The organism is Microbacterium sp. LWS13-1.2 (genome assembly GCF_040144835.1).
Classification (GTDB): domain Bacteria; phylum Actinomycetota; class Actinomycetes; order Actinomycetales; family Microbacteriaceae; genus Microbacterium.
Genome location: NZ_CP151632.1, coordinates 3,205,151 through 3,230,886, shown reverse-complemented (window position 1 = coordinate 3,230,886; position 25,736 = coordinate 3,205,151). Strand labels below are relative to the sequence as shown.

Here is a 25,736-nt window from a genome sequence, read left to right as displayed (position 1 = left end):
TGCATGGCGGAGGTGTATCGCGACGACCTCGGCATCCCCCACATCCGCGCGACGGATGCCGGGGCACTCGCCGAAGCGCAGGGAGAGGTCACGGCCCGCGACCGCGGCTGGCAGATCGAGGTCGACCGGCTGCGCGCAGCGGGCCGGCTGTCGGAGCTGATCGGCGAGGCAGGACTCGCGTGGGACGTGTTCGCACGCCGCGCGCGGCTCGATGACACCGCGCGCAAAGCGCTGGCGGGGACGGATGCCGAGACCCGCGCCTTCGTGACCCGCTACGCCGCAGGGGTCCGGCGCGGGATGACCGAGGCCGGTCGGGACGCAGCCGAGTTCCGCACGCTCGACGGGATCTTCGGAGACGCGCGACCGCTCGAGCCGTGGGCCGACCATGACCCGCTCGGCGTGCTCCACGTCGCGCATGCCCTGTTCTCCACGTTTCCGCTGCTGCTGTGGCGGCAGCACGTCGCCGACACCCTGGGCGACGCGTGGGTCGACGTGTTCGCGGGCTACGGCGACGGCGGCGACGAGACCCTGCCCTCGTCGGGCAGCAATGCGTGGGCGCTGCACGGCTCGCGCACCGACAGCGGGATGCCGCTGCTCGCCGGCGACCCGCACCGCATCCTTGAACTCCCCGGCGTCTACCAGCAGGTGCGGCTGGCGTGCGACGAGTTCGACGTCGTCGGGCTCGCGTTCCCCGGGGTGCCCGGCATCGCGCACTTCGGCCACACCGGCGACGCGGCGTGGGGCGTGACCAACGCCATCGCGCACTCGGTCGACGTCTTCCGCGAGCGTCTGCGACCCATGGCCGGCGGATACGAGGCGCTCGGCCCCGACGGCTGGCGCCCGGTCGACGTCGAACGCACCGTCGTGCGCGTGCGCGGCGGGCGCGCCGTCGAGGTCGAGGCGCTCGAGACCGAACGCGGCACCGTGGTGACCGACCTGCGACCCGACGGCGAAGAACTGGTCGGGTGGAGCGTCCGCATGCCCGCACGCGCGAACGCCGACCTCGGCGCCGGCGCGCTCCTCGGCCTGCTGCGCGCACGAACCGCCGAAGACGTGGTGGCAGCGTTCTCCGGCTGGGTCGATCCGGTCAACCGGGTGCTCGCCGCGGACCGGCACGGCACCGTGCTGTCGGCCACCCTCGGCACGACGCCCGAACGCACCCGCGATGAGCGCCGGCTTCCGCTCGACGCCGGCACGACGCTCCCGACCGACGACCACGCCGGGGCCTCGCCCCGCGCCGTAGCCGACGTCGCCGTGGACGCGAACGAACGTCCCGCGGACGCAGCGATCGACCTCGGCTGGGCATACCCGTCGTCTCACAGAGCCGACCGCATCCGCCTCCTGCTCGACGATCTCCGGCCGAGCTCCGTCGACGGATTCCTGCCGATCTGGGGCGACACGGCCGGCGGATCCATGGCGGCGCTGCTCGCCATGCTGCCGTCGGGTGCGCTGCCGTCGCGCGCGGCTGCGGCGCGCGATCGGCTCACCGCCTGGGACGGGCGGATGGATGCCGCATCCGCTGCCGCCGGCACGTTCGCCGCCTGGCGGGCCGCCCTCGTGCGGCGAGTGGCTGCGCACCCCGCGCTGCGCGCGCTGCACAGGCCCCACGGATTCGGCGCGGTGTTCGACCCGTGGCTCGGCGTCACCGGTCAGGTCGCCGCCGCGCTCGCACGGCTCCTGGAACATCCTGCCCTGCGCGACGACGCCCCCGCCCTGGTCGCCGCGGCGCTCGACGACGCCGCAGACGCGGCGGGCTGGGGGACGACGCATCGCCTCCTCCCGCTGCACGTCCTCGCGGAGGTGCCCGGCGCCGCGGATCCCGGCGCCGGCCTCGACGTTCCGCTCTCGGGAGACGGCGACACGGTGCGCTGCACGGGTTCGACCCCAGGGGTAACCGACCGGGCCTGGCGGGGATCGGTCGCACGGTGGGCGTGGGATCTCGCCGACCGCGAGAACAGCCGGTGGTCCGTCCCGTTCGGCGCGGCAGGCGACCCCGCTTCCCCGCACTTCGCCGACCAACTGGCGGCCTGGACGGACGTCCGTCCTGTGCGCGTCCTCACCGACTGGACGCGCCTGCGCGCCGATACCCCGACCGGAGCAGCATGACGACGACATCCACCGCACGTCTCGCGACCGGGGTCCCCGGCGCCCTCGTGCACGCCGCCGACGTGCCCGGGCTCGGCCGACTCGAGGTGTCAGTGCTCGACCCCGTCGGCGACCTCGAGGTCATCCACCGCTGGGTGACCGCTCCCTCCGCCCGCTTCTGGGGCCTCGGCGACCTGACTCCCGAAGAGCTCCGCGACCTGTACGCCTACGTCGACGGATTGACGACCCACCACGCGTTCCTGATCCGACGCGACGGCCTCCCGATCGTGCTTCTGCAGACCTACGAGCCTGAGAACGACCCGGTCGGCGAGGTCTACGAGGTGCAACCCGGCGATGTCGGCATCCACTTCCTCCTCGGCGACCGCGGCGCGCCCGCGACTCGGTTCACCACTCGCGTCGCGCACGCGATCGCAGGCTTCCTGTTCTCGCAGCCGGGTGCGGAGCGGATCGTGATCGAGCCGGACGTCGACAACGACCGCGCGCTCGCGCGCGCCGGCCTCTTCGGATTCACCCTCGGACCGCGCGTCGAGCTGCCGGGGAAGTCTGGGCGACTCGCGTTCCTCACACGTGAGGAGTGGAGAGAATCGGCGCACCCCATGTGAGGTCTGCGTCCCTGGACACCACAGCCGACGCGCGCTCGAACAGTTCGAGCCCGTCGTGCGGCGGGCCGAGTTCCTGCGCTTCGTGTCGATCGACCGATTCACCTCGCGCGAACGCCACGCCGCATTGATCGCGATGGGCCAAGCCGCGGATGCCGAGGGCGCGGCCGAGCTCGCGTTCCAGACGTGGCACAGTCTTCCCGTCGCCGAACCACACCGGTGGGCACCCGGACTGCCCGGGACCCGCTGGATACGGGCACGCGCGTCGACCCTTGGGTACGCGTGCTTTCTTGTCTAGCCTGAGGCGTATCGACCGGCGCGACGACCGTCGTACCGGGCCGGATGTCGAGGAGATCCCATGTCCGCAGCACCCGCACCGCAGGCCGCAGCACCGCCCCGGGAGCAGTGGACAGGGCAGGTCGGGTTCATTCTCGCCGCCATCGGCTCCGCGGTCGGTCTGGGCAATATCTGGCGCTTCCCGGGTGTCGCGTACGAGAACGGCGGGGGCGCGTTCCTCATCCCTTACCTTGTGGCCCTGATCACAGCCGGCATCCCGATCCTGTTCCTCGACTATGCGATCGGCCATCGCTTCCGCGGATCCGCACCCACCGCGTTCCGCCGTCTGGGCGGGCCCAGGTCAGGCCGATGGCTCGAGGGACTCGGATGGTTCCAGGTGGCGATCGCGTTCGTGATCGGCCTGTACTACACGGTCGTCATCGCCTGGGCGCTGAGCTACTTCGTCTTCTCATTCGACCTGCGCTGGGGCGAGGACCCCGCCGCGTTCCTCACCGGCGAGTACCTGCAGGTCGGCGATCCCGGGCTCTCCCTCGAATTCGTGCCCGGCGTGCTGATCCCGCTCGCGATCGTCTGGATCGTGATCATCGCAGTCCTCGCCGCCGGTGTGGCCAAGGGAGTTCAGCGGGCGAATGTGATCTTCCTTCCGCTTCTGGTGGTTGCGTTCGCGGTGCTGGTCGTCCGTGCGCTCTTCCTCGACGGCGCAGCCGAGGGACTCAACGCACTGTTCACGCCGAACTGGGAAGCGCTGGGCGATCCGAACGTCTGGATCGCCGCCTACAGTCAGATCTTCTTCTCGCTGTCGATCGCCTTCGGGATCATGATCACCTACGCGTCGTACCGTAAGCGCAAGGCCAATCTGACGGCGCCGGGGCTCGTGGTGGCGTTCGCGAACTCATCGTTCGAGATCCTCGCGGGAATCGGAGTCTTCGCGACCCTCGGCTTCTTCGCGTTCCAGCAGGGCGTGGCGGTGAGCGAGCTGGATGGGCTCACGGGCGTCGGGCTGTCGTTCATCACCTTCCCCGCGATCGTCTCGCAGATGCCCGGCGGACCGATCTTCGGGGTGCTGTTCTTCGGCTCCCTCACGATGGCCGGCTTCACGTCTCTGCTGTCGGTGCTGCAGGTCGTCTCCGCGGCGTTCCAGGAGAAGTTCGGCCTGTCACCCCGCCAGGCGGCCGTGCGCGTCGGCGGAGTGTCCGCCATCCTGTCGATCCTCATCTTCTCGACGACGACCGGCCTGCTGGCCCTCGATACCGCGGATCAGTGGGCGAACAACATCGGCATCGTCGCCTCAGCTGTTCTGTCGACCGTGTTGGTGGTCTGGGTGTTGCGAAAGGGCGGCGAGCTGCGGTTCCATCTCAATGCCGTCTCGACCTTCCGCGTGGGCAAGGTGTGGATCTTCCTCGTCGGCATCCTCGCACCCGTGGTGCTCGGCTACATGCTCATCTCCCGGACCATCACACTGATCGTCGACGGCTATGCCGACCTCCCAGCGTGGTACCTCGGGCTCGTGGGCTGGGGAACGATCGCCTTCATCATCGTCGCAGCGGTCGCCTTCACGATGCTGCGGTGGAAACGCGACCCGGACGACTTCACCGCATGGCCCGAGTACGCTGTGCTCACCAAGGAGGGGCGCTCATGACCGGCATCGCGATCGCCTTCCTGCTGCTCGCCCTCGTTCTGGTCTGGGGTGGGCTGATCGCCAGCATCCTGTTCCTGCGATCGCGCCCGGAATTGGGCGCCTACCCCGCCGGCGGAGACGACGATCACCGAGAAGACGACGCACCGAGCATCCGCGACACCTGATTCGAGTCTGCGGCCCTGTCCCTCCCGAGGAGCGCAACGAGCTCGCCATGCGGAGCCCGGACGGAGCGCGGGAACCTTCATGCACAGCGAGCGCGCGAAGGACTGCTACAGCCTGATGATGACGACGCAGCTCGTCGCACCATGTCCGAATCGGTTGCGCAGGCGCGACCCGCGTACACAGGTCAAGCCCCCAACGATGGCAGGCGCGGGGCTAACGGCCCGTCGAGGTTCCGCCGTATCTCGCGATATCGTTCGGTCGCCAAAGCGCTGGGTTCCCCCACCCTGCAGAAGGAAAGCGCTGCCAGCCTGGGATGACGCCGCTGCACGACGACTTCGCCGCCTGCCATGGTGGACTCAAGTGCCTCCAGCGCTTCGAGAAATCTCGGGTCTCCCCTGGCCCTCTCGTAGAACGAGAGGGCGTAGACGTAAAAGAAGAGGTTGTAGCTGGCGAAGGGGTACGTGACCTGCATGAAGAGGGTGCCGATGCCGAAGTGGCAGGGGCCGAGCGGTACGCGCGTGACCCAGTGCTCCAGGAGGAATTCGACCGCATGGCCGAGGGGCTCGGAGTCCCGACGGAGGCCCGTCAGCCGGAAGGCATCCAGAGCGGCCAGCGTGGGGCCGGGATTGGAGAACTGCGTCTCCGGGCCTCTCCCGTAGCTGAACTTCTGGCACCGCCAGCCGCCGTCGCCGTGTTCTATCTGCATCAGTTGGTCGAGGGTCTTTGCAAGCCTCGTATCTGCGGCGAACCCCAGATGGCAGAGTGCCCGCAGGGCGTTGATGGTGTGGCAGGGATAGATCGCGCCTTGTGGCGAGACTCGGATCCGCCCGTCCGGCCGCACCGTGCTCAAGATGAGGTCGGCGGTTCCCTGCAGCACCGGTTCAGCCGGGTCCATGCCCAGGTCGGCGAGCATCAACGCGCAATCGAGGGTCGTGAAGGGACTTCCTTTGCTGATCCGGCCGTCAGGAGTGGCCCAATAGTCCGCGCCGTTGTCGTGGCGCCGTGCCAGGATCACGTCGATGTCAGACCCGTATCGCTGCGTCTCCGCCATAGCCATCTCCGTGGACAAGCCGGCGGTCGCTGATCAGTCGATCGGCCAGCAGATCTGTGTGTGCCACTTCGCGGGGTCCGGTTCGGCCTCGGGATCAGTGAGGTAGCTTTCCCACATCACGGCGCCGGGGGTGAGCTTCGCATCGGCGAAATAGCGCTCGACCGCGGAGTACGTGCTCTCCATCGTGTCGTACGGTCCGATGTGCATCGCTTCCACGACTCTTCCGCCTGGCAGACTGCCTGGCAGCACGCTGCCAGCGGGGGTGATGGCCGTCCCGACGGGGAAGCCGGCTTCGACGTCCACCATCGCATTCGGACGACCGTAGTACTTGCCGAATGGCGCTCCCGTCGGGTGCAGGCCCTGATCTTCGAGCGCTGTCATGGTGTCCTGGAACGCCCGAGAGAAGAACTCGGTCAATTCAGCCATCGGCACCTTCTCCCGCACGGCTGCCGTCGCTTGCTGGGGGTGCTCAGTGATCCTGATGTTCATCATGCTGCACACGATCGTCGCAAGACTGTGCGACGCGTAGGCCGAACGTCCCGCCACGCACAGTGGTGCGCGATGACCCCGCCGATTGCCGGGGAGGAGTTCTTCCCCGCCGGCCGTGTGAGTGTCTGCGAGGTGGCGCAGCAGGCGCCGGCGGCCATGCTGCGCCGTCCCACTCATTCGTTCGGCGGAATGGCGGGTGTCGTCGGAGACTCGCGCCCGAGGAGCCGGCAGAACCCCTCGGAGTCGATGACTCCGCTGCGGCACCCGGGTGCTGCCCCGACACGGCCGTGGACCAGGACGAGGACTTCACCGCTGCGATTCGACTGCCAGGGCGACATCCAGGAAGCCGATGATCACGTGCTCCCGCCAGCGGGCGGGATCCGTGCGAAGTCCTGCCACGTGGCCGGCGCCCGAAACGACCCAGACCTTCACACGCGCGGGGGCGAGTGAAGCGAGCCGCACCGCGACCGACTCCTCGTCGGGGCGGTCTCCGGCCGCGACAAGCAGCATCGCCGTCGGCGCGGAATCGCGGACCGACTCCTCGAGCGTCGCCGGCGGATCGGCAGGCGTGAGCAGGTCCACGAAACCGTACGTCCCCGAGTCGAGAACGCCTTGCACGAGCCCGAGCGCACCGTATTCGTCGGCGAGCCATGCCTTGTCCGCCGCCGTGCGACCCGTCGCACCCTCGGCCACCACCGCTCGGATCCGTCGGTCGACTCCGGCGGCACCGATGGCCTCCTCACCGCCCATCGAGAGCCCGACTACCCCGATTCGCCCCGGGTCGACATCCGTGCGACCCGCCAGAACATCGACGGCCGCCTGGATGTCGAGCTCGCCGTACCAGCCGAGATCCATGCCCAGTCCGCCGCTCTTCCCATGACCGCGGGCGTCCGTGGCCAGCACGCCATACCCGGCGTCGTTGAGCAGACGCGCGTGCTGCCTGACATCTGCGGTCGTGGATCCGGCTCCGTGGCGCAGCACGACGGCGGCGCCGTTGCGTGATGGGAGGTACCAGCCCGCCAAGCGTTCGCCGTCGGCGGAGGTCATCTCGACCCGTGTCGCATCGGCTGGCAGCGGGCCGTCGGACGATGCGTGGGGCGGGTAGACCGCGGCCAGCGCAATCGACAGACTGTAGAGCCCGGCGAGGATCGCCAGGCTCCAGGGAACGAAGATCAGGCGCGCCCAGCCGCGAGCCGCGTGGAACAGCAGCGTTCCGGCGATGGCGACGAGGGTCACCCCGACGACCAGAGCGACGACCGCCAGCGTCGTGCCCGCCACGCCGCTACCCGCACGTGGTAGACCGATGCCGAGTCCTACCGACAGCACGATCCAACCCAGCAGCGTGGCGACGATTGCGAAAAGCAGGCGAGGTCGAGAGCAGGAGGCGAACGAACGTGTCGGCGGTCGACCCGGCCTGCCGAGTACAGGTCGCGGCGTGATCTCCGACGACGCCGTCATGGTGTTGGCACACGACGACCGGCCGGTCGTGTCGTCACCTTTTGACCAGCGCGATGGTCTGCGGTGTAGTCGATGGTGTCGATCGTGAACTCGAGGTACGCGAATTCTCCCTCCGGCTCGGGGGCATGCCAACGCGCTTCGCCATGGCTCGCGAGCATGTAGCCGTGCTGCTCAGCCGTGCGCGAGATCGGGGTCGACCAGCGTTGACGTGCGAACGACGTGCCGCGGTCATCTGCACGACGGCGATCGTCGGACACGAAATCGACCAGGGCGCCGTCCTCGCCGAACGTCAGCTCGACGTGTACGTCTTGCCCATCGATACGGAAGACGGCGCGGGCGCGGCGGGCATCCACCTCCTCCCAGACGGCGTCCGCGAACGGCAGCACACCCGGGGCCAGCACGCAGATGTCGTTCACCACGGTGACACGCTCAGCTCGGCTCATGTCGGGGCCGGAGGCATCGACCACCGGGATGAGCGAACAGACTCTCGCCCGCATTGTCGCGTGGCCGCCGTCGTAGACGTGGAGTACGTCGACCGGCAGTCCTCTCATGGTCGCATCCATGAAGAACAGTCGTCGCCGGGTACTCGCCGCGCAAACCCAGGGGCCGCGAGAAACGAGGCCGTACGCAGCAGCACTCAGCAGCAGCACCGCGGTGGCGGCCACCATCACTCGGCGACGCATCCCGGGCCCCTCTCCCCGACCGTCAATCGGTGAGGGCTGCATCCGCGCGGACGTGCGCGATCGCCAAGAACCCGGTCGCAATGGCGGCGAACGGCGGCACGATGAGCGCGGCGAGCGGGATGCGGGTGGGGTCCGTACCCGTCACCATGGCGGGCAGAGCGATGGCCAGGACCGCGGCTGCCGCCCACACGAAGATGACCCCGAGGACAAGCTCGCGTGCCCGGCTTCGCCGACCCGCCATCAGGACGTACCCGATCGCAGCGGCGGCCCAGGGCCAGATGGTGAGGGCCACGAGCGGGAGGTGTTCGTGCTCCCGGCCGGTGACCAAGTCGGGGGCGAACCGCGACGCGAGCACGGCGGCGATGACGATCGCCGCGACGGCGGTCATCGGGCGATCCCAGACGTCGTGCCGGCGCCGCGTTCCGGATGAACCGGTCGAAGTCGCAGTGTCGTTCATCTTGTCACCTCCTTCGACGAGTCCACCGCATCCGCGATTCCAGCGTGAGGGTCGAAGGTCCCGCCGGGCTCCGCCTCCGCAGGGGCCAGCGTCAGTAGTCCGTCAGGTCAACCTGCACGAACCCGGCCGCACGCTCACCCGCCGGTGACGGCGATGGTCATCCCGCTCACCGGCCACCCCCGATGTTGCGGTGACGCTGTGCGATGCCCGGCGCACCGTACGGGTAGTCGTCGGCACGCGGCGCGCTGGCCGCGGTCAGGCTCTCGAGCTCCGCGGCATCCAATTCGAGCGTGACCGCACCCATGTTGTCGCGAAGCTGCTCGACCGACCGCGCGCCGAGGATCACGGATGTCACCGCGGGCTGCGCGGCGAGCCAGGCCAGCGCGACCTGCGACGGCGACGCGGCGCGCTCCTCCGCGATGCCGGTGAGGGTGTCGATGATCTGCCAGGTGCGGGGATCGGCGTTGCGCTGCTGCCACGCCTCCATGCCACGCTCCGGGTTCTCGCCGAGCCGCGTCGTGCCGGTCGGGGACACGTCACGTCGATACTTGCCGCTGAGCCAGCCGCCGCCCAGCGGCGACCACGGCAGCAGGCCGATGCCGGCATCGAGAGCCGCGGGGACGATCTCGTGCTCGATGCCTCGCACGAGAAGGCTGTACTGGGGCTGCAGTGTCACCGGCAGGTTCCAGCCGTGCCGCTCCGCGAGCTGGGACGCTTTGGTGAGCTGCCAGCCCGTGAAGTTCGAGAAGCCGTAGTACCCGATCTTCCCCTGCGTGATCGCATCGTCGAGGAAACGCAGAGTCTCGTCGAGGGGGGTGATCGCATCCCAGGCGTGCAGCTGGTAGAGGTCGATGTGCTCGACCCCCAGGCGACGCAGCGAAGCTTCGAGCGCAGTCCGAAGGTGCCGTCGGGAGGTCCCGTGATCGTTCGGTCCGGCACCCATCGGGAACCGGCCCTTGGTGGCGATGACAAGCTGCGCTGCCTCGGCGGGGTGCGCGGCGAGCCATCGGCCGATGATCTCCTCGCTGCGACCGGCGCTGTAGACGTCGGCGGTGTCGATGAAGTTGCCGCCGCCGTCCACGTACGCGTCGATGATGGCGTGAGACGTCGTCTCGTCCGCCTCGGCACCGAAGGTCATCGTCCCGAGGGCCTGCTCGAAGACTGCGACTCCGCTGCGGCCGAGTGTGCGATAGCCGGCTGACTGCTGCGGTGCGCTCACGCGTTGAGCTCCTTGATCTGATCGTCGGTGAGGGTGATGTCGACGGCCCGTGCGGAGTCCTGGATGCTCGCGGGCCGCGAGGCGCCGGGGATCGGAATGACGACCGGCGCGAGCGCGAGCTCCCAGGCGAGGCAGACCTGCTGCCCGCTGACTCCGAGCTCCGCGCCGATCCGTTCGAACGCGGCGCCCTTCCCACCCAGGGTGCTGGCGCGGGCTATTCCTCCCAGTGGACTCCATGGCAGGAACGCGATGCCCAGTTCCGCGCAGAGCTCGAGTTCTGCCTGGCTGGATCTGAACGCCGGTGAGAACTGGTTCTGAACCGAGGCGAGGCGCCCGCCGAGGATCTCCTGCGCGAGCCGGATCTGGTCGGCGTTCGCGTTGGAGATCCCGGCCATCCGGATGACGCCTTCGTCGAGCAGGTCGCGCAGCGCACCGACCGAGTCGGCGTAGTCGACGTGGGGGTCGGGTCGGTGGAACTGGTAGAGGCCGATCGCTTCGACGCCGAGCCGCGTCGCGGAGGCTTTCGCCGCGCCCTTGATGTATTCGGGTCGACCGTCCAACGTCCAGCTGCCGTCTCCGGGGCGCAGGTGCCCGCCCTTCGTCGCCACCAGCACATCGCTGGTGTCGCCCCCGTAGGTCCCAAGCGCCTTCGCGATGAGGACCTCGTTGTGGCCGACCTCGTCGGCGTCGCGGTGGTACGCATCCGCGGTGTCGATGAGCGTCACGCCGACCTCGAGCGCGGCGTGGATCGTCGCGATCGAGCGGGCTTCATCAGGCCGGCCCTCGATCGACATCGGCATGCCGCCGAGACCGATCGCGCCGACCGCTACGTCTCCGATGAAGCGATGATTCATCTACATATCTCCTTGATCATGAGCTATTCAGTTGATCTGCTTTCAAGCTAGGTGCAGCCTTGCCATCTGTCCAACAGAAGAATATTGTCGATTTCACAACTGCCAATCATGAATGGATGGCCGACATATGGATCTCAGGCAGATGGAGTACTTCGTTGCGCTGGCCGAAGAGAATCAGTTCACGCGAGCAGCGGAGATCACCCGGGTGTCGCAATCCGGGCTGTCGGCAGCCATCAAGAGCCTGGAAGACGACCTCAACGCGAAGCTGTTCATCCGAACGACGCGGCGGGTAGAACTGACACCCGCGGGGCATGCGCTGTTCCCTCATGCCCGCAATCTCCTCGCGGAGGCCAACGCCGGCCGGGACGCCGTCGCCGCGACGACGGCGGAATTCGCCGGCGCGTTGCGCGTCGGCGCCGAGCAGTGCCTCGGGTCGGTCAATGTGCCTGAGATCGTCGAGCGATTCCACCGCAGGCACCGTGAGGTGGAGATCAGCTTCACGCAGGCGGGCAGCGGCGATCTTCTCAAGCGGATGCGAAGCGGCGACATCGATCTCGCCTTCGTGGCGGGCACCTCCGAGACGACCGCCCCGCAACTTCGGCTCACGGGGCTGGACCATGTCACGCTCGCAACGGAGCCACTCGTACTGCTCACACCACCGGAGCATCCGCTCGCGTCACAGAAGTCCGTCGCGTGGAACGACCTCCAGGACCGCACCTTCATCGACCTCGACAGCACCTGGGCCATCAGGGTCGTCACCGACGAGATCTTCGCCAAACGAAGAATCCCGAGGCGAGTGGCCTTCACGGTCGGCGACATCCACGCTCTGGTCGACATGATCAACCGAGGCCTCGGTGTGGCGGTCGTTCCGCAGTCGGTGTCACGGAAGACGATCGCGGCGGACCTCCACACGCTGAGTCTTGAGCAGCGTGACCCCGTCTGGACGGTGAGCGCCGCCTACGCCCACTCCGAGAGGACGTCTCACCTCACCACCGAGTTCCTCGGCCTCCTCGAGCCGCGCTAGCAAGGCGTCCTGATCCAGCCGCCCATCGTGAGCGCGAGATCGATCGTGCGGTCCACCTGCATTGGACGACCGGCACGGAATCACTGACATCAGCTTTCTCCTCGCAGCCGCAGCGTGTGCGCCGCTGGCTCGTCGGGCAGTTCGAGCACGATCTCGCCGGCATCCGCATCCCATCGCACTCTCGTCGGGAGGCTGGTCGGGAAGACCGCTTCGACAACGAGCGGGCGCCCGGAGTGCCGGGCGAGGGGCACACGCACGGTGGTGGAGCCAGCCCGGCGCCAGACCGTGATCAGTTCGCCGTCGTCGTCGCGCACGCCCAGCGCCACGACGGGGTCATGCCACCCGGGCAATCCGAGAGGCCAGAAGGGCAGCGCGGTGCGAATACGGGTCCGCGTGGTGCGATAGGCGTCGATCGCCTCCTGCACGAGCCGCATCTGCGCCTCAGACAGCAGGTCTATCCGGCCTGCGAGATGCACCCGGCCGAGCAGCGCGCTCGCGAGCGAGAAGACGATCCGCTCGTCGGACCAGGAGGGATCGGGATACGCCCACACCGCACCCTGCTCAGGTGTGACGGCGGTCGGCGCGGCTGCGGCGATCGCGGCCGTGAGCAGCGGGTCCTGATTGTCGCTCGTGGACTGCACGGGATGCACTCGCAGCGTCGCGCCGTCCATCCGCTGTCCACCGCTCGCGCAGCTTTCGATCACCAGGCCGGGATGCCGGTCCATGAGCTCGCTCACCCACTCGAGCAGCGCGCGCTGGTGACCGAATGCTCCGTCACCGGGACTGTCGGCGTCGAGGTCAGTGCCCTGCGTGACGTCCATGTTGTAGTCGAACTTCAGATACCCCAGTCCGAGTTCGACGATCAGTCGCTCGACCGCCGCGTCGATGTGTGCGAGTGCGGCCGGATGGCGGAAGTCCAGCTGCAGTCGCCCCGATTCCACGACGCGCTGCCCATCGCGTTGGAAGAACGCCTCGGCCGGCAGCTGCTCGGCGATCGGGCTCGCGACCGACACGGCTTCCGGCTCGAGCCAGAGGCCGGCTACCATGCCCGCGTCGCGGATCCGGCGCGTCATCTGATCGAGGCCGCGGGGGAATCGTCGGGAGGATGGCTGCCACGAGCCGAGGTCGTTCCACCACGCCGGGCCGTCGGTGTACCAGCCTGAGTCGATGCAGTAGACCTCGGCTCCCGCGCGGGCCGCTGCGTCGATGTAGGGCGGCAGGTTCTCGGCATTCGGGTCGCCCATGAGCGCGTTCATGAAGTCGTTGACGATCACCGGCAGGTTCTCGTGGTCCACATGCGGGCGCCGCACCCGCCGCCGAGCCTCGGTCAGGGCACCGAAGATCTCGTCGTCGTCACCGCCCAGTACAAGCGTCGCGGGCACGGAGCTGAACCGCTCGCCTGGACCGAGCCGATGCGACCAAGCCGCGCCCTGGTCCGTCGGTCCGCTCGCCACCATATAGAGCGCGTCGTCCTGATCGCCGAGCTCCCACCGCCATGCACCGTTGTGCTCGATCTGCCATAGCAGCGACCGCCGTTCCACGCGGGATCTCAGGATGCCCATCGGCAGATGTCCGCCGGTCGACCAGCTGCCCCGCTGCCCCAGGGCGAACGACGCCCGCGAGCTGGGGATGCCCCATGTGCGCAGCCCGGTGTCGTCGAGCCCCAGTTCGGCGGGCGTCCGCCGCTGCCACATCAGCTCGCGGAACCATGTGTTGTGCGCGAAGCCGACTTCGTGATCGTGCCACCAGTGCGAGCCATCCGCTGAGATGCCGCCGATGGCGACGGACGAGACCGCGCGCAGGTGGACGGCCTCGTCGCCCGCGACGACTTCGGTCGCGCAGCGCACGACCCGAAGGTCGCGCCAGCTCGACCATCGTGCGATCACCAGGATGCCTGACATCGCGTCCCGCGCCGTCACCTCGAGGTGTGCCATGTCACCGTCGGTCCAGGTGCGGTGATCCACCGTGCGGAGACGGAGCCCGACTGCGCTCCCCATCAGCCGCTCGGAGGACGACGTGCCCGAGCCCTCGCCGCCGAGGTGAACCTCCGCGATGGGAATCGCAGCCGAAGGCGCGGCGGTGCGGCCGCCGCCGACCGCGGCGAGCCGCCGCACTTTCGGGGGGCCGTCGACGCCGAGGTCGAGGTCCAACTCCAACGCGCCCGGGCGCCATCTGATCGTCTGCGTATGCATGGCGGTGTTCCTCCGATGACCTGTGCGGCGTCGAGGCCCAGGGCGAGGCATCCGCCCCGCCCCGGGTCGATGTCGTCGGTCAGCTGGCGTCGTTCGCCGCCTGCCATATTTCGAGGTAGCGGTCGACGCCCAGGCCCTGGAGGCCGTCCAGGTAGCCGTTCCAATCACCGTCGTTGTTCGGGTCACGCACTCCGGTGACGAACTCCGCAGTCGCGGTGGCCACGTTGCTCTCGATGTTGGTCGTGAGCGTGGCCAGTTCGCTCGCCTCTTCCGCCGGCACCCAAAGGTTCCAGTACGGGAAATTGGCGTCGGACTCCTTGCCCTCATAGAGCTCGGTCGCCTGGAAGAGTCGGCGCTCGGCTCCTTCCTCCGTGTAGATGTCCAGCGGCTGCACCTGGCAATTGCGCCACTCGACGGTGTCGAACACCTGCGCCATCGGGCCCCAGTTGCCGTTGTAGTCCGCCTCGTTCTCCTCATCCAGCGGCAGGTCGACGAAGCAAGGCTCGAGCTCGGGATCAAGGGCGATGTCGCCTTCCTCAGGAGCCCGCCAGCCGATGTTCTCTTCGCCCATCTCGCCGAGAAGGTGACCCTCGGGGGTGAAGATGTAGTCCATCATCTCCATGATCACCTGCTGTTCCACCTCGTCGGCAGCCTTCGTGATGGCGAAGGTCGCACCGGGCACGCTCGGCAACTGATAGGTGGTGATCGGTCCCTCTACACCCTCGAGCGGCGGCAGCGGGTCGTATTGGGTGTCCCGCGCATCCTCCTGACCGATGCTCACGCCGATCCAGGGGTGGATGGCGGTGAAGCCGCCGACGAGGACGCCCTCGGCCGAGTTGCCGGTGGCCTGCATGGTGTCGCCGCCCTGCGAGAACGCCGCGGGGTCGATCAGTCCTGCCGCCCACAGCCTGTTCAGGAACTTCAGACCTTCTCGCCAACCGTCCTGCATGGTCTGCATCTGCACGGTGTCACCCTCGAGCCCCAGCGAGATGGGCTGACTGGCCGCGCCGGCGCCGGTGTTGAAGGAGTTCGCGATGAACGCGTTCATGATGTACGGCACGATCGACCACTGCGCGCTTCCCGTGATGGGGATCTCGTCCGCGACGCCGTTCCCGTTCGGGTCCTGCGTCTTGAAAGCTGTCATGACGTCGAAGAACTCGTCGGGTGTCGTCGGCATCGCGAGTCCGAGGTTCTCGAGCCAGACGGTGTTGATCCAGAACTTGTACGGGTAGGAGCAGTGGTAGCAGTCGTTCCACTGCGGGAGCCCCCAGATCGTCCCGTCGGGCGCGGTCGCAAGGGTCTCGAAGCCCTTTTCAGCGGCAAGGGCGTCGGCGATGTTGGGCGCGTGCTCTTCGATGAGGTCGTTCAGGGGCAGGACGACGCCTTGGTCTCCGTAGCGCTGCAGCTCGGCCTGCGTGAACTGCGATGCCCACGGAACGAGCATGTACGCCTCGGGCAGTTCGCCGCCGGCGAGGGAGATCTGCCGGGCCTCGGTCGCTGCGCCCGAGTCGTATCCCGTGGTCTGGAAGTCGATGTCGACGTCGAACTTGTCCTCCAGCAGCCTCGTGAAGGAGTTGGTGTTGAGGTCCATCTGGCCGCCCTGTTCGCCGAAGATGGTGATGACCTTCTGATCGTCTCCGGCGCTTGGGGTGCACCCGACGACTGCGGCGGTCAAAGCCGCCACTCCCGCGATGGCTGCGAGTGAGCGACGGCTGGGTCGCATCTTGTCCGACATATGTTGTCTCAACAAAGTCCTGCCTCTCTGTGATTGGGACGGGTGTGGTGCTGGATTCATGACGCGGTGCGACGTGCGGCGCGTCAGCCCTTGACGGCGCCTACGAGGATCCCCTTGTTGAAGAATCGGGCGACGAAGGGGTACACGAGCATCACCGGCACCGTGGAGATGACGATGAGCGAGTACTTGAGCAGGTCGGCGAGCTGCTGGCGTTCCAGCGCAGCGGCGGCGTCGAGACCGGGAGCGGCCTGGTTGAGGATCAGTACGTTGCGGAGCACAAGCTGCAGGGGGTACAGACTCGGGTCCCGCAGATAGAGCAGCGCGTCGAAGTACGAGTTCCATTGGAAGATCGCGTACATGAGCGCGATCACGGCGAGGAGCGGCTTGGAGAGCGGCAGGACCACTGTCCGGAGGAATCGAAGATCGCTGGCGCCGTCCAGCTGGGCCGCTTCGTAGAGCTCCTCGGGGATCGATGTGCGGAAGAACGCGACGGCGATGATGACCTGCCAGACGCCGATGGCCTGGGGGAGGATGAGCGCCCATCGCGTGTCGAGCAACCCGAGGTTCTGGACGACCAGGTAGGTCGGGATGATGCCGCCGGCGAAGAGCATCGTGAAGACCACGAAGAGCGTGATCCCGCGGCGACCCCACAGGTCGCTGCGGGAGAGCGGATACGCGATGGCGACCGTCAGGACAAGGCTGATCGCCGTGCCGGCCAGCGTGTAGATGAGCGAGTTGGTGAAGCCGGTGAGGATCGAGTTGTCGCTCAGCGCCCGCTGGTAGCCCTCGAGTGTGAAGTCGACGGGCCAGAACGTGACACGGCCCGATGACACCGCCAAGGGATCGCTGAAGGAGCTAGCGACGATGTACAGCAGCGGCAGCAGGACGCACAGCAGGAACGTCGTCAGCAGGATGTACACCCCGACCATGAAGATCCGGTCGGTCGGCGACTCTTTGATGCGCCGCGGGGCCTTGACCGGTCTCGGCTTGCGCACCGGCGGCTCGGCGTCGCTGCTTCGGCGTTCGTCCAGAGTCGTGGTCACCACAGTCCGTTTCCTGTCAGTCGTTTGACGAGAGCGTTCACGGCGAGGAGCAGCACGAGGTTGATGGCCCCGTTGAACAGGCCGATCGCTGCTGCCTGGCTGAAGTCGGCGCTCAGCAAGCCGACCTTGTAGGTGTAAGTCGGGATGATTTCGGACTGAGAGATGTTCAGGCTGTTCTGGAAGAGGAACGCCTTCTCGAATCCGATCGCCATGACGTTGCCGACACCGAGCACGAGGACGATCATCGCCGTGGGCATGAGACCCGGGATGTCCACGTGGCGGATCTTCTGCCAGCGGCTGGCCCCGTCCACCCTTGCCGCCTCGTACAGGGTCGGGTCGATCCCGGCGAGCGCGGCGAGGTAGATCACGGCGGAATAGCCCATCGTCTGCCAGATGTCGCTGAGCACGTAAATGTGACGGAAGTAGTCGGGATCACTCAGGAAGTCGATGGTGCCGAGGCCGAAGAACTGCGTGACGTGGGCCGCGAGGCCGACGCGGGGCGACAGGAACAGGATCGTCATCGATACGACCACGACCGTCGAGATGAAGTACGGCGCGTAGGTCACCATCTGCACGGTGTTCTTGAAGAACCTCAGACGCACTTCATTCAGCGCCAGGGCCAGGATGATCGGAATCGGGAAGCTTGCGAGCACCACGTACGCCGAGAGCACGAAAGTGTTGCGCAGCACAGGCCAGAAGATCGGGTTCGAGAAGAAGCGCTCGAAGTGCTTCACCCCGGCCCAGTCGCTGCCCCAAACACCGTCCACAACGTTGTAATCCTTGAACGCGATGATCGTGTTCGCCATCGGGATGTACTTGAACACGACGAAGTACGCGATCGGGATCAGGATGAGCAGGTACAGCTGCCAGTGACGCCGGAAACTGCGCCTCAGCCCGCGGAAGCCGCGTCCGCTCTCTCGGTCGCGGAGATCGCGGGTCACATCGCCGACATCGAGTCCGATGCCGCCGACCGGGGTCACCATGCGTGCTCCACCGGGCCCGCGTCACGCGGCACCTCACGATGGAACGTGCAGCGCGGTGGTCTGGGGGACATCATCAGGGTGTTCCTTTCTGCAACGTTGCAGTCACCGGACTCTCACGATAAACGTCTGATCATTGAGTGTCAATCAGCACCCTGGATAGGGCAATACGTGAGTGTCCTGGGTAATTGATTGAACCTTTACCGTCGGCGTTCGGCGCGTTCGCGTCGTGCGAGGCGTCGGTCGGGTCCTCGCATCGGTAGACTGCGTGCGTGGCAACCGGCGCCGATGACACCGCAACGGGCTCGGGCTCCCGTTCCGACCGCGTGATCGCGATCGTCAAGGAGATGATCGCGTCGGGTGAACTGCAGGCCGGCGACCGACTCCCGATCGAGAAGGAGCTCGCCGCACGGTGGGGAGTCTCGAGAGGATCTCTGCGGGAAGCCGTCCGTTCGCTCGCGGCGCTCGGTGTGCTCGAGACGAAGCAGGGTGACGGCACCTACGTCACGCAGCTCGACCCAGGTTCGCTGTTGCGCCCGCTGGAGTTCTGGGCGGGACTGCAGGAGGCGACGCAGTCTGTCGACCTGCTGGGCGTGCGCAGGGTGCTCGAGACCGAGTCCGCTGGACTCGCCGCCGTACGGCTCACCGACCGCGATCTCGACGAGCTCGAGCTGATCCTCACGGACATCGACGTCGGGTTGGCCTCCGGCGAACTCGGCCCCGAGTCATTCATCGATGCGGATGCGGCATTCCATCAGCGGATCGCTGCCGCCAGCGGCAACGCCGCCCTCGCCGCTCTGATCGATAGCCTCATGACCCGGACGCTCCGCGGCCGCTTATGGCGGGCGATCACCGAACGCGACTCGCTCGGTGCGGCACACGCGGAGCACCGGGCGATCCTCGCGGCGCTTCGCACGCGCGACGCCGAGCGGGCTCGCATCCGGATGGCGGCGCATCTCCTCGGCGTCGAGGTCTTCGCGGCCGAGCATCCCGTCGCTGGTGACTCGCGGGTCGAGCCGCTCAGCGAGTAGTCACCAGCAGGTCCTGCGCCTTTCGCTCGAGCCAGTACTGGCCGTCTGGGAATCGGTAGCGTTGCACACTCTCGTCGCGGAGCTCGGCGCTGTATCCCGGTCGCGAGGGCAGTGCGTAGTGGCCGTTGGAGACGATCACCGGGTCGACGAAGTGTTCGTGGAGGTGATCGACGTACTCGGTGAGGCGCTTGTCGAGTGATCCCGACACGGCGACGTAGTCGAAGATCGAAAGGTGCTGGACGAGCTCACACAGCCCGACTCCGCCGGCGTGCGGGCAGACCGGCACGCCGAACTTGTGTGCCATGAGGTACACCGACAGGATCTCGTTGACACTGGCAAGCCGGGCGGAGTCGAGCTGGCAGAAGTCGAGAGCCCCTGCCTGGAACATCTGCTTGAAGAGCACGCGGTTCATGCCGTGCTCGCCTGTGGCGACACCGATGGGCGCGACAGCCCTGCGTATCGCCGCGTGCCCCAACACGTCGTCGGGACTCGTGGGCTCCTCGATCCACATCGGCCGGAACTCGGCGAGTGCGTTGATCCATTCGATCGCCTGCGGCACATCCCACACCTGGTTGGCGTCGATCATGAGCTCGGCATCCCAGCCGATCTCTTCGCGGGCAATACGAAGCCGCCGGCGGTCGTCGTCCAGGTCTGCGCCGACCTTGAGCTTGAAGTGACGGTACCCGTCGGTCACCGCATCGCGAAGCAGTGTTCGAAGCTTTTCATCTGAGTAGCCGAGCCAGCCCGCACTGGTTGTGTAACAGGGAAATCCGCCGCGCGCCTTCAACTCCTCCAGGCGCTGGTGCCGGCCCGGGGCCGCCGAACGCAGCATCGCGATGGCTTCGTCGCGGGTCAGCGCATCGGATAGGTATCGCAGATCGGCGGCATCGACCAACTGCTCGGGACTCATCTCCACCAGGAGACGCCAGAGCGGAACGCCCGCTCGTCGCGCTGCCATGTCCCAGAGCGCGTTCATCACCGCCGCCATCGCGAGGTGGACCACGCCCTTCTCCGGACCGAGCCACCGCAGCTGAGTATCAGAAGCCAGCTCTCGGTAGGTTGCGCCCAGGTCGTCGAGCAATGTGTCGACATCCCGCCCGACCAGCGGCAGCGCTCGCTGCCGTGCAGCCTCGGCACAGAGATCGTTGCCGCGACCGATCGTGAATGTGAACCCATACCCGGACAACTCGGAGTCGGTCTCCAACGCCACATAGGCCGCCGAGTAGTCGCCGTCCTTGTTCATGGCGTCGGAACCGTCAGCGTCGAGCGAGGTGGGAAAGCGCACATCGTGGACGCGGACATTGGTGATGATCGGCATCAATCATCCCTTCGTGGCGGTGTTAGTAACTCCAGGTCATTTGATCTATCGGCCAGAATTGAGAAGCCGAGTTGGTCGCAGAGGTCACCGCGAGGCGACCTCAGTAGGACCGCATCGCGCCGAGGAAGCCCCGACAGGCCATACGATGCGCCGAGTCCTCGTGAAGACGCGGACGCATCGCTCGAAGAATGTGACTTCAACGGCCAGTTCTAAAGATCTGATCTTTACACATGCTAGCCGCGATGCTAGCGTGACGGCGAACCGAGAGGCAGCAGTTCCAGATGCAGCGAGTGCTCTTCCCCCACTCGTGGGAGTTCCGAGAGCGGTATTCCGCTGGTCATACCGAGTTCGAGTCGGTCGTGCTCCCGCATGATGCTGTGCTGGGTTCGAGCCGACTCGACGACCCGGCCCTCCAGGCCACCGGGTACTTCCCGGGCGGCGACTGGGTGTACCGCGCGAGGCTCCCGGCACCAGCGCACTGGCGGGACCGTCATGTGATGCTCGAATTCGAATCCGTCTACCGGTCGGCCGCCGTCTTCGTGAACGGCGACCTCGCGATTCGGCGACCGTCGGGAACCTCCACCATCACCGTTGAACTCGACCGGTACCTGCGTTACGGCGGCGACAACGAGATCATCGTCGAGGCGCGTGCCCACCGGGATGCGAGGTGGTACACCGGGGGCGGCATCGTCCGGCCGGTCCACCTGGCAATCGCGCCCCGCGTCCATGTCCCGCTCGATGGCATCGTCGTGACGACCCCCGAGCATGACGCCGAGGCGTCGGTCGTACAGGTCGTGACCACGGTGCGAAACCTCGAGACGATCCCGGCCGTGCGGCGGCTCGAGACGAGCATCGTGGATCCCTCAGGCGAGGTCGTCGGCGTCGATCGCACGAGGGTGAGCGTCCCGCCCGGCGGCAGCGCCCAAGTCAGCCAGCGCATCCTGGTAATGGCCCCACGGCGGTGGTCCGTCGAAACGCCCGACCTCTACCGCGTCGACTCGAGCCTCAGCTCGGGTACCGGTGACATCGACCCCGACCGGAGCGAGGTGCAGTTCGGGATCCGGACACTTCACCTCGATGCGGCCCGCGGCCTGCGCATCAACGGCGACTCGGTCGAGTTGCGCGGCGCTTGCGTGCACGCCGACAACGGGGTGATCGGCGCCGCGACCTTCGATCGCGCGGAGGCGCGCCGGGTCGCCCTGCTCAAGTCCGCCGGTTTCAATGCAATCCGCAGCGCTCATCAACCGATGAGTCGAGCGATGCTCGATGCCTGTGATCGTCTGGGAGTGCTCGTCATGGATGAGCTCACCGACGTCTGGACCAGATCGAAGTCGCCCGACGACGGCGCGGATCAGTTCACGGACTGGTGGCAGCGTGATCTCGAGGCGATGGTGACCAAGGACCGCAACCATCCGAGTGTCATCATCTACTCAATCGGCAACGAGATCCCGGAGGCGGCAACCCGGTCAGGCTCCGACCTATCGAGGAGCATGTCTGCCGAGGTCCGCCGCTTGGATCCGACCCGGTATGTCACGGCCGCCGTCAATGGCGCGCTGTTCGTGATGGATGCGGCCGTGGAGGTCGATCCGGAATTGCTGGGCGGGGCGCCGCTGCATCCGGTCGACGAGATCAACGCCCGCGAGTCGAGCCTCGAGGATCGGATGAGTGCGCTCGGCGTCACCGGCGCGGTGACCGCGCTCACTGAGGAGGCCCACGGTGCCCCCGATATCGCGGGAATGAACTATCTTGACTGCCGGTACGAACTGGACCGCGAGCTGCTTCCGAATCGCGTGATCGTCGGGTCTGAGACCTTCCCCACGCACATAGACCGACTCTGGGCACTTGTACGCGCCAACCCGCAGGTGATCGGCGACTTCACCTGGACGGGGTGGGACTATCTGGGTGAGCCGGGCCTCGGGCGCATGCACTACGCGGACGATCCACCGGGCGACGGCGCACTCGGCCCCTACCCCTTCTTGCTCGCGGGTTCTGGCGACATCGACATCACCGGCGAGCGTCGCCCTGCCTCGTACTACCGAGAGATCGTGTACGGCCTGAGACTGACAGCCGAACACGCGGCGCTCGCCGTCGATGGTCGAGATCTGGGCTACGTCGTGATCGAGATCGGGGATGCCGACGGTGTCAGGGCCACCGATGCAGACGTCGAAGTCGAACTTCGGATCGACGGTCCTGGATCACTCCAGGGATTCGGGAGCGCGGCGATGGTCACCGAGGAATCCTTCGCCGATGCGCAGCATCGACTCCACGACGGCCGCGCGCTGGCCGTGATCCGTCCGACCTCAGCCGGACGAATCACCGTGACGGCGTCGGCTTCCGGGTACGTATCGGCCTCGGTCGACCTCGAGGCACGCTGACCGCAACAGTGCCGGCGGAGCGAGCAGGGACGCTTGCTTGGCGTCATTCATCGTGCTGGACTCCAGAATCCGGTCGGGCCGCAATGGATCGGGGGAACTGGACGGTGACCGGCCCGGTGGAGAGATCGACCGATGCGTGTTCGCCATCCGGGCCGCGAACGTCGACGACGTCCCCGTCCCGGGCGGCCGCAGAGCCCCCGGCGGCACGCAGCGTGGACACCAGGACGTCCTCGTCCCAGCGGAGGTTCTCGACGACGACGCCGCCTCTCGCGCGGACGCCGCTGATCGATCCCCGGCTCCACGAATTCGGCAGTGCGGGTAGCAACGAGATCCGATTGGGCTGCGACTGCACGAGCATCTCGATGACGACGGCCGGCAGCCCACCGCTCGCGTCGACGTTGAAGATCGCGTCGCCGTCGTGCGTCGACACGGCGTTCGAGCGCCAGAAATCGTGCGCGAGCGACTCGACGCACTGTCGCGCGGCTTCGGCATCCCCGAGCCGAGCTGCCGCGAGGCCGAGGCCCACGAGGCCGAATGCCATCTCCATGCGACCGTCGCCGGCTGCCCACGGCTTCTCGTTGCGCCAGGCGAGCTTGCGCCTGATCGTCTCGAGCGCAGCCGCGCGGAGCTCGGGTGCGCTGGCTGCCTCGTCGTCCTCGTACCAGAACGGGTAGAGCTGCGAGACGTGCCGGTGCCCGATCTCCTCGGCGATCGTGGGATCGAGCCACTCAGCGAAGGTTCCTTCGTCGGTCACCCGGTACGGCGGCAGCCGATCGGCGAACGAACGCCAAGCGTCGCGGTCGGCTTCCTCGCCCAGGATGTCGGCGATCCTGATGGCGAGACGCGCGGCATCTCGGAACGCCGCGACGTCCATCGTGGCGTCGACTCCAATGGGACTGGCGCGGTTGCCAGGGGTGTTCTCGGGGGAATACGACGGAGCGAGATGTAGGAGGCCGTCATCGCCCGGCAGGGCGACCGCGAGCGTGAAGGCCATGACGTTGCTCGCGAGCGGCCAGGCGTATTCGCGCAGAATGTCCACATCACCGGTCGCGGTGAACTGATCCCATGCCAAACGCAGCACCCAGGCACCGCCTGCCATCCAGTACAGGTGGGGAAAGGCGGGGGCGAAGTGGTTGCTGTTGCCGTGCGAGTCGAAACGTGCAGGGAGCAGCCAGCCAGGAGCGCCGAAGATCCGCTGCGCGTTCGCAGCGTAGTCGTCCACGTGCCGGAAGATCGCCCGCAGGTACGACGTGAGCAGCTCAGGCGTGCCCGACGCGATGAGAGATGCAACACCGCCGTGCTGCACATTGCCGTTCTGCGTCCAGTCGCCCGACCACGCCGGCCGGCGAGTTCCCTGCCAGATGCCGACGAGCGTGGGAGGCAGGACTCCGGTCGACGAGATGATCGTGTGGCGCCCGGATGCGAACGCGAGTTCGACTGCTGCAAGCAACCCCTGCGGGTCACCGGCCCTCGCCCGCTGCAGCACGTCGTCGTAGGGCACGGCGTCGTCGACGCCGCTGCTCAAGTCGAGCGAGCACGCCTCGAACAGGGACGCGTGCGTGTCGGCCGCGGCGACCTCGGCCTCGGCGATGCCGCCGAACAATTCGACTCGGATGGGGAGTCGGACGGTCCGCCCGGCGGTCAGACGCAGACGCACGGCGCCCGATTCCGGCTCGGCGTCGATGCCGGCGGGCAGGTCGACGATCAGCCTCGCGTGCCTCGGCGGCCATGGGCTCGGCGGGTTCTCGCGCACGAACGGTGACAGATTGCCTTCGGCGACCTTGACATCGAGGGTCATGCGAGAGCCGTCGATGGTCGGGACGGCCGGTTCGAGGAAGACGCCGTAGTCCGTCGACGGATATTCACCGGGGTCGCGAGGCGCCTCACCGAAGTCCAGTGCCAGCACGCCGCTGTGGTCGTGATCGGACCAGAGCTCGATCGACATCCCGCCCGTTGCCCGGTCCGGGATCAGTGCGATGCCGCTGCCGACACCTGCGCCATCGGTCCACTCGACTTCAACCCTGCCGGTGGTGAAGTCCCCGATCCTCCGGTACTGCCCGTCCTCGACGGCAGTGTCGGGACTCCACGTGAGTTCGGCGACCGGCACGAACGGATCCGTCCAGATCATGGAGCCGTCGTAGCCGTCGTCGCGCGCGAGACGCTGGGTGATCGCGGTCGCAGTCTCGGCATCGCCGGCGAGGGCGGCCGCCCGCACCTCGGCGATCGCCGGTTCGATGCGCGGTGCCGCTTTCGCGGAGTTCACCGGCAGGAAGAACTCCTCGTGGCACACGTGGATCGAGTGGCGCGTCGGTGTGCCGGACAGCACCGCTCCGAGAGAACCCGTGCCCGCGATGAGTCCGTGCTCCCAGTCGATGCCGGCGGACGAACTCCAGAAGCCGGTTCGGATGGTCACGCTGACTCCGCTTCTCGATCGTTGGTCCCCGCCGTCGGGGCATTGGTCTTGCATCCGCCATCGTAGCGCCGAATCATCCAATGAATGGTCGCACTCTTACGAACGATCCGACCACTTGACCCGTCCATGCCGATCCTGCTGACGGTGACAGCCTGAACAGAGCGGATACTTCGTCCACAGGTCCCGTTCGCGGTAGGGTGTATTCATCTTACCTTTACGACTCCTCGGAGGATCTGCAGGATGGCCCGAGCCGCTCGCACGCGATTATCAAAATAGTTGAGGATAGATGATGACCACGCCGGAGTGGAACGACCCTGCAGCCTACGAATGGGGCACCGAGCCCACGCACGCCTCTCTCATGCCCTACGAGACGCTGGACGAGGCGATGCGCGCGGATCGCCGCGATTCGCCCTACCGTCTCAGCCTCGATGGGGAATGGAAGTTCCACTGGTCCTCGAATCCCGCGTCGCGTCTGCTCGATTTCGCCGGCGAAGACGTCGACGGTGGCGGACCCTCTCGACCGGCTGCCGTTGGAGACCGCGGGCCTGTCACATCTGACCGTTGCCGACAGCGCGACGTCCGTTCGCGTGGCCGGAGACCGATTCTCCGTT

The 25,736-nt window shown here is 67.3% G+C and carries 20 protein-coding genes; 7 read left to right on the top strand and 13 right to left on the bottom strand.

Annotation, left to right across the window (positions count from 1 at the left end; all coding sequences use genetic code 11):
- Positions 1-3 precede the first annotated feature (3 nt).
- The 4 genes from MRBLWS13_RS14890 (at position 4) to MRBLWS13_RS14875 (ending at position 4,805) form a co-directional block, all read left to right on the top strand.
- A complete protein-coding gene (locus tag MRBLWS13_RS14890; RefSeq protein ID WP_349426113.1) occupies positions 4-2,106 on the top strand; it encodes a penicillin acylase family protein in 2,103 nt (700 codons plus the stop codon).
- Entirely contained in the window at positions 2,103-2,708 is a 606-nt protein-coding gene (locus MRBLWS13_RS14885) for a GNAT family N-acetyltransferase (RefSeq protein ID WP_349426112.1), read from the top strand. Before MRBLWS13_RS14890 ends, MRBLWS13_RS14885 begins: the two co-directional genes overlap by 4 nt.
- Positions 2,709-3,063: 355 nt before the next feature.
- The gene (locus MRBLWS13_RS14880) at positions 3,064-4,641 is read left to right on the top strand and encodes a sodium-dependent transporter (protein ID WP_349426111.1); all 1,578 of its coding nucleotides are present in this window, start codon (positions 3,064-3,066) and stop codon (positions 4,639-4,641) included.
- Entirely contained in the window at positions 4,638-4,805 is a 168-nt protein-coding gene (locus tag MRBLWS13_RS14875) for a MetS family NSS transporter small subunit (protein ID WP_349426110.1), read from the top strand. The genes MRBLWS13_RS14880 and MRBLWS13_RS14875 overlap by 4 nt, the downstream gene beginning before the upstream one ends.
- Before the next feature lie 182 nt (positions 4,806-4,987).
- On the opposite strand, the gene MRBLWS13_RS14870 is transcribed toward MRBLWS13_RS14875, so the two are convergent.
- From MRBLWS13_RS14870 to MRBLWS13_RS14840, 7 genes are all read right to left on the bottom strand, one after another.
- A complete protein-coding gene (locus MRBLWS13_RS14870) occupies positions 4,988-5,854 on the bottom strand; it encodes a hypothetical protein (RefSeq protein ID WP_349426109.1) in 867 nt (288 codons plus the stop codon).
- Positions 5,855-5,887: 33 nt separating this feature from the next.
- A complete protein-coding gene (locus MRBLWS13_RS14865) occupies positions 5,888-6,346 on the bottom strand; it encodes a GyrI-like domain-containing protein (protein ID WP_349426108.1) in 459 nt (152 codons plus the stop codon).
- Between the two features lie 303 nt (positions 6,347-6,649).
- Complete coding sequence (locus MRBLWS13_RS14860; protein ID WP_349426107.1) at positions 6,650-7,621, bottom strand: alpha/beta fold hydrolase; 972 nt, start codon at positions 7,619-7,621, stop codon at positions 6,650-6,652.
- Positions 7,622-7,797: 176 nt separating this feature from the next.
- Positions 7,798-8,469 carry a DUF6544 family protein gene (locus tag MRBLWS13_RS14855; protein ID WP_349426106.1) on the bottom strand — a complete coding sequence of 224 codons (672 nt, stop codon included), beginning with the start codon at positions 8,467-8,469 and terminating at the stop codon, positions 7,798-7,800.
- 37 nt (positions 8,470-8,506) lie between these two features.
- Positions 8,507-8,872 carry a hypothetical protein gene (locus MRBLWS13_RS14850; protein ID WP_349426105.1) on the bottom strand — a complete coding sequence of 122 codons (366 nt, stop codon included), beginning with the start codon at positions 8,870-8,872 and terminating at the stop codon, positions 8,507-8,509.
- A gap of 235 nt (positions 8,873-9,107) precedes the next feature.
- Positions 9,108-10,079, bottom strand: coding sequence for an aldo/keto reductase (locus MRBLWS13_RS14845; RefSeq protein ID WP_349429076.1), 972 nt, complete (start codon positions 10,077-10,079; stop codon positions 9,108-9,110).
- A gap of 77 nt (positions 10,080-10,156) precedes the next feature.
- A complete protein-coding gene (locus MRBLWS13_RS14840; RefSeq protein WP_349426104.1) occupies positions 10,157-11,014 on the bottom strand; it encodes an aldo/keto reductase in 858 nt (285 codons plus the stop codon).
- Positions 11,015-11,141: 127 nt separating this feature from the next.
- Between MRBLWS13_RS14840 and MRBLWS13_RS14835 the strand changes: the two genes are divergently transcribed.
- The gene (locus MRBLWS13_RS14835) at positions 11,142-12,038 is read left to right on the top strand and encodes a LysR family transcriptional regulator (protein WP_349426103.1); all 897 of its coding nucleotides are present in this window, start codon (positions 11,142-11,144) and stop codon (positions 12,036-12,038) included.
- 89 nt (positions 12,039-12,127) lie between these two features.
- Here the strand turns inward: MRBLWS13_RS14835 and MRBLWS13_RS14830 are convergent, their stop codons facing one another.
- From MRBLWS13_RS14830 to MRBLWS13_RS14815, 4 genes are all read right to left on the bottom strand, one after another.
- Positions 12,128-14,230: a glycoside hydrolase family 36 protein gene (locus tag MRBLWS13_RS14830; RefSeq protein WP_349426102.1), complete on the bottom strand. Its 2,103-nt coding sequence runs from the start codon at positions 14,228-14,230 to the stop codon at positions 12,128-12,130.
- A gap of 79 nt (positions 14,231-14,309) precedes the next feature.
- Positions 14,310-15,914 (bottom strand): ABC transporter substrate-binding protein, encoded by a 1,605-nt coding sequence (locus tag MRBLWS13_RS14825; RefSeq protein WP_349426101.1) that lies wholly within the window; start codon positions 15,912-15,914, stop codon positions 14,310-14,312.
- Between the two features lie 134 nt (positions 15,915-16,048).
- Complete coding sequence (locus tag MRBLWS13_RS14820) at positions 16,049-17,008, bottom strand: carbohydrate ABC transporter permease (protein ID WP_349426100.1); 960 nt, start codon at positions 17,006-17,008, stop codon at positions 16,049-16,051.
- Positions 17,005-17,991 (bottom strand): ABC transporter permease subunit, encoded by a 987-nt coding sequence (locus MRBLWS13_RS14815; RefSeq protein WP_349426098.1) that lies wholly within the window; start codon positions 17,989-17,991, stop codon positions 17,005-17,007. The genes MRBLWS13_RS14820 and MRBLWS13_RS14815 overlap by 4 nt, the downstream gene beginning before the upstream one ends.
- Before the next feature lie 269 nt (positions 17,992-18,260).
- On the opposite strand from MRBLWS13_RS14815, the gene MRBLWS13_RS14810 reads away from it, so the two are divergent.
- Positions 18,261-19,019: a FadR/GntR family transcriptional regulator gene (locus MRBLWS13_RS14810; protein ID WP_349426097.1), complete on the top strand. Its 759-nt coding sequence runs from the start codon at positions 18,261-18,263 to the stop codon at positions 19,017-19,019.
- Here the strand turns inward: MRBLWS13_RS14810 and MRBLWS13_RS14805 are convergent.
- Positions 19,009-20,337, bottom strand: coding sequence for an enolase C-terminal domain-like protein (locus MRBLWS13_RS14805; protein WP_349426096.1), 1,329 nt, complete (start codon positions 20,335-20,337; stop codon positions 19,009-19,011). The genes MRBLWS13_RS14810 and MRBLWS13_RS14805 overlap by 11 nt on opposite strands.
- A gap of 281 nt (positions 20,338-20,618) precedes the next feature.
- Between MRBLWS13_RS14805 and MRBLWS13_RS14800 the strand changes: the two genes are divergently transcribed.
- Positions 20,619-22,712, top strand: a complete 2,094-nt coding sequence (locus MRBLWS13_RS14800) for a glycoside hydrolase family 2 TIM barrel-domain containing protein (RefSeq protein WP_349426095.1) — start codon at positions 20,619-20,621, stop codon at positions 22,710-22,712.
- A 43-nt stretch (positions 22,713-22,755) separates the two neighbouring features.
- Here MRBLWS13_RS14800 and MRBLWS13_RS14795 read toward each other — a convergent pair whose 3' ends face one another.
- Complete coding sequence (locus MRBLWS13_RS14795) at positions 22,756-25,125, bottom strand: glycoside hydrolase family 95-like protein (RefSeq protein ID WP_349426094.1); 2,370 nt, start codon at positions 25,123-25,125, stop codon at positions 22,756-22,758.
- Between the last annotated feature and the right edge of the window lie 611 nt (positions 25,126-25,736).

Bases quoted from the DNA above. Each gene is read 5' to 3' on its own strand.
- MRBLWS13_RS14890 (WP_349426113.1), top strand. From the start codon at position 4: ATGGCGGAGGTGTATCGCGACGACCTCGGCATCCCCCACATCCGCGCG.
- MRBLWS13_RS14885 (WP_349426112.1), top strand. From the start codon at position 2,103: ATGACGACGACATCCACCGCACGTCTCGCGACCGGGGTCCCCGGCGCC.
- MRBLWS13_RS14880 (WP_349426111.1), top strand. From the start codon at position 3,064: ATGTCCGCAGCACCCGCACCGCAGGCCGCAGCACCGCCCCGGGAGCAG.
- MRBLWS13_RS14875 (WP_349426110.1), top strand. From the start codon at position 4,638: ATGACCGGCATCGCGATCGCCTTCCTGCTGCTCGCCCTCGTTCTGGTC.
- MRBLWS13_RS14870 (WP_349426109.1), bottom strand. From the start codon at position 5,854: ATGGCGGAGACGCAGCGATACGGGTCTGACATCGACGTGATCCTGGCA.
- MRBLWS13_RS14865 (WP_349426108.1), bottom strand. From the start codon at position 6,346: ATGATGAACATCAGGATCACTGAGCACCCCCAGCAAGCGACGGCAGCC.
- MRBLWS13_RS14855 (WP_349426106.1), bottom strand. From the start codon at position 8,469: ATGGTGGCCGCCACCGCGGTGCTGCTGCTGAGTGCTGCTGCGTACGGC.
- MRBLWS13_RS14850 (WP_349426105.1), bottom strand. From the start codon at position 8,872: ATGACCGCCGTCGCGGCGATCGTCATCGCCGCCGTGCTCGCGTCGCGG.
- MRBLWS13_RS14845 (WP_349429076.1), bottom strand. From the start codon at position 10,079: ATGACCTTCGGTGCCGAGGCGGACGAGACGACGTCTCACGCCATCATC.
- MRBLWS13_RS14840 (WP_349426104.1), bottom strand. From the start codon at position 11,014: ATGAATCATCGCTTCATCGGAGACGTAGCGGTCGGCGCGATCGGTCTC.
- MRBLWS13_RS14835 (WP_349426103.1), top strand. From the start codon at position 11,142: ATGGATCTCAGGCAGATGGAGTACTTCGTTGCGCTGGCCGAAGAGAAT.
- MRBLWS13_RS14830 (WP_349426102.1), bottom strand. From the start codon at position 14,230: ATGCATACGCAGACGATCAGATGGCGCCCGGGCGCGTTGGAGTTGGAC.
- MRBLWS13_RS14815 (WP_349426098.1), bottom strand. From the start codon at position 17,991: ATGGTGACCCCGGTCGGCGGCATCGGACTCGATGTCGGCGATGTGACC.
- MRBLWS13_RS14805 (WP_349426096.1), bottom strand. From the start codon at position 20,337: ATGCCGATCATCACCAATGTCCGCGTCCACGATGTGCGCTTTCCCACC.
- MRBLWS13_RS14800 (WP_349426095.1), top strand. From the start codon at position 20,619: ATGCAGCGAGTGCTCTTCCCCCACTCGTGGGAGTTCCGAGAGCGGTAT.